The 3,201-nt window shown below is 36.9% G+C and carries 2 protein-coding genes; one reads left to right on the forward strand and one right to left on the reverse strand.

What is annotated here, in order from left to right; genetic code table 11:
* On the forward strand, positions 1–843 hold an 843-nt coding region (locus tag AC3DU7_RS29590; protein WP_488042822.1), incomplete at its 5' end, for a formylglycine-generating enzyme family protein.
* Between the two features lie 1,062 nt (positions 844–1,905).
* On the opposite strand, the gene AC3DU7_RS29595 is transcribed toward AC3DU7_RS29590, so the two are convergent.
* Positions 1,906–2,916 (reverse strand): DnaJ C-terminal domain-containing protein, encoded by a 1,011-nt coding sequence (locus AC3DU7_RS29595; RefSeq protein WP_488042823.1) that lies wholly within the window; start codon positions 2,914–2,916, stop codon positions 1,906–1,908.
* Between the last annotated feature and the right edge of the window lie 285 nt (positions 2,917–3,201).

Here is a 3,201-nt window from a genome sequence, read left to right on the forward strand (position 1 = left end):
ACGTCCGGTTCTGAAGGAGAGGTGCGAGGGATAATACCCTCCATCGACTCTAACACAGTCAACAACTCCGGCGAAATAATCAACCGCATCCACAAAAGTGCTAGGCAAAAAATAGAAGATTTAGGTAACGATATTAAATTAGAAATGGTTTATATTCCTGAAGGCAGTTTTCTCATGGGATCGCCGAAAAATGAACAGGGAAGAAGGAATAACGAAAGTCCTCGACATCAAGTTACTCTCCAACCTTTTTATCTGAGCAAATACCCCATTACTCAAAATCAATATCAAGCCATTATGGGAAATAATCCCTCTCGTTTTCCAGGAGGCGATCGCCCAGTAGAATGTGTGACATGGCATCAAGCAACAGATTTTTGTAAAAAACTATCTCACAAAACTGGAAAAATTTACAGACTACCCAGTGAGAGTCAGTGGGAATATGCTTGTCGTGCAGGTACAACTACTCCCTTCTATTTTGGCCAAACAATCGCTTCTGACTTAGTTAACTTCAATGGCAAATATGTCTGTGACGACACCCCTAAAGGCATATTTAGAAAAGGAACAACGGATGTAGGAAGTTTTCCTCCCAATGCTTTTGGGTTGTACGATATGCACGGGAATGTGTGGGAGTGGTGTCAGGATGTTTGGCACAATAATTATAATAGTGCGCCTACAAATGGAAATGCTTGGGAAAGTGATGGGCACACTAATCAACAAGTACTCCGTGGTGGCTGTTGGTTGAGCATTCGTTGGTTTTGTCGGAGTGCCTTTCGTTCTTGGGACAACGTTCCCGACTACTACAGCAGCAACTGGGGTTTTCGTACAGTCTTGTTCCCTGCTTTGTAGTCTCCTCTTTCTCTTTTACCTCTCTAGCATTCTTTACTATCAGAGTCACAAAACCTAGATTGGATTGAAGAATGAAACCCACTATTCTGCAAATTTGTCGGTAATCTCAATAACTTAGTCAACCAGTCTTAGCTTCTATAATCAAACCTCAGTATTATATCAATAATCTTGGTACTCTTGTAGATATAGCATAGCGATATTGTTCAGCACGCCTATTTTTGTTGGGTTTCCTTACCTCAACCCAACCTACAAATACTTTAACAAACCATAAGCAAGTTTTTAATATAGATTTCCAGTCACATACCACAAAACAGTCAATCTATCAATCTACTGAAAAATGAAGAGAGAAAAATTAGTCATTCATCGTCAAATAAATTCAGGCGATCGCCTCTAAAAACAACGACACAATAGGTATTTGCAGCATCAAAATTCTTTTAAGTAATACTAACCCGTGGATTTTTCTACCATTTAGAGTATCACACGACCGAGTAAAAGCGCTAAAAATATTGAAACTTCGTTAGCTGATTGGGAAAACTTTTCTCCAATTTTGTCATCAACCTCTGACAAAATTAAAAATTTTCAAACTAAAAGACTAAAGTTTATAACTAAAACTTACCAGATAGCTTCCTATCAGTATAGATAGTCAAAATATTGAACTTTTTCATTTTCTGAAGCTCAAAAAAAAATCCGAGAATAATGAGGTTGCATCCCCTCAAAAACTCTGATAAGATATATACATTAGGAGTTGTTCGCCCCTACACATGATTTTTTATTCAACAAAAAAAGTGAAATAGATTTTATTTGATCTCAAAAATTCCTCCCGACCCTGAATCAGTAGATCGAGGGTGGGACTCCTTTTTGAATTTAAGTTGAACTTTTTCATTTTCTGAAGCTCAAAAAAAAATCCGAGAATAATGAGGTTGCATCCCCTCAAAAACTCTGATAAGATATATACATTAGGAGTTGTTCGCCCCTACACATGATTTTTTATTCAACAAAAAAAATAAGATCCTGGAAAAATAGTTATCAATCTTCAAACCAATCACACAACTGAAACCCAAATCAAACAGGCAAATCCTTTCGAGGCTTAAACTTCTCAACCTCCCGTAACTTCTGATAAATCTCCAACTCCTCCTGACTAGGCTCCTTCGGAGTCACAATCTTAATCTCCACCAACTGGTCCCCACGCTCGCCCCTCCCATCAGGATACCCCTTACTAGCCAGTCGCAAACGTTGACCGGAAAAAACTCCCGCTGGCAACTTCATCTTCACCCAACCATCTAAAGTCGGTACCTCAATATCCCCACCCAAAACAGCCTCCACAGGAGTAATAGGCAACTCACAAAAAATATCCGGTCCCTCCAACTGATAAAAATCATGAGGAGCGATCGTAATCTTCAAATACAAATCTCCTCCACCCAGACCTTGATTTTTTAGACGAATTCTTTGACCATTAACCATCGCCATCGGCATATTCACCTCGATCGAACGCCCATCTTCCAAACGGATTTTTTCAAAACCTCCCACATAAGCCTTTTCCAAAGGTAAAGTCAATCTAGCCTCAATATCCTTTTTTATTTCCCGTTTTACTTCCCGTTCTGCTGCCTTATAAGTATTCTTTTTCTGACCAGGACGATAAACATTAGAAGTCTGAGTTTTTGGTATTGTTGATGCAACTGGAGTTCTAACTTCACGACGACGACCTATCAGTTGGTCTACAAAAGTATTAAAGTCTGAAAAATCACTAACATCTGAATTTTTTTCATTTTTTCGCCCATTTTCATCACGATTATCCCAATTCCTAAAATCAGGAACTCGTATCCCTACCTTAACTCCAATTCCTTTAGGTTTCCAATATCGAATAAACTTATCATATTCTGTCCGTTTTTCTATATCTGACAAAATATCATAAGCTTCATTAATATCTTTAAATTTTTCTTCTGATTCTTTATCACCTGGATTTACATCTGGATGAAACTGTCGTGCCAGTCTCCTATATGCTTTCTTAATTTCATCCACCGAAGCATCTCTAGAAACATCTAAAATCTGATAATAATTACGAAAATTTTGCATCTGCTAACTTAAACTTATAAGTTTTAACAATAAATATTTTCTATAACTCTTTGAGGCAAAACAGTAGGATACTTAAGATTTTGTAAGTATATAGACAAATATTCATCTATTATCAACTTACTTTTCCAGGTTTGACAGAATAATTAATAATTAAATAATCAAACAATTTAGCTTTATTAGCCTCCCTTTTCAAGAGGAAAAAAATAAATTTAAAAATTTTTTCGGATTTGGTCAATCCTCTTCCTTTAGGGAAAGGTAATTATCAATTATCAATTATCAATTATC

It is taken from the genome of Okeania sp., from assembly GCF_983059655.1.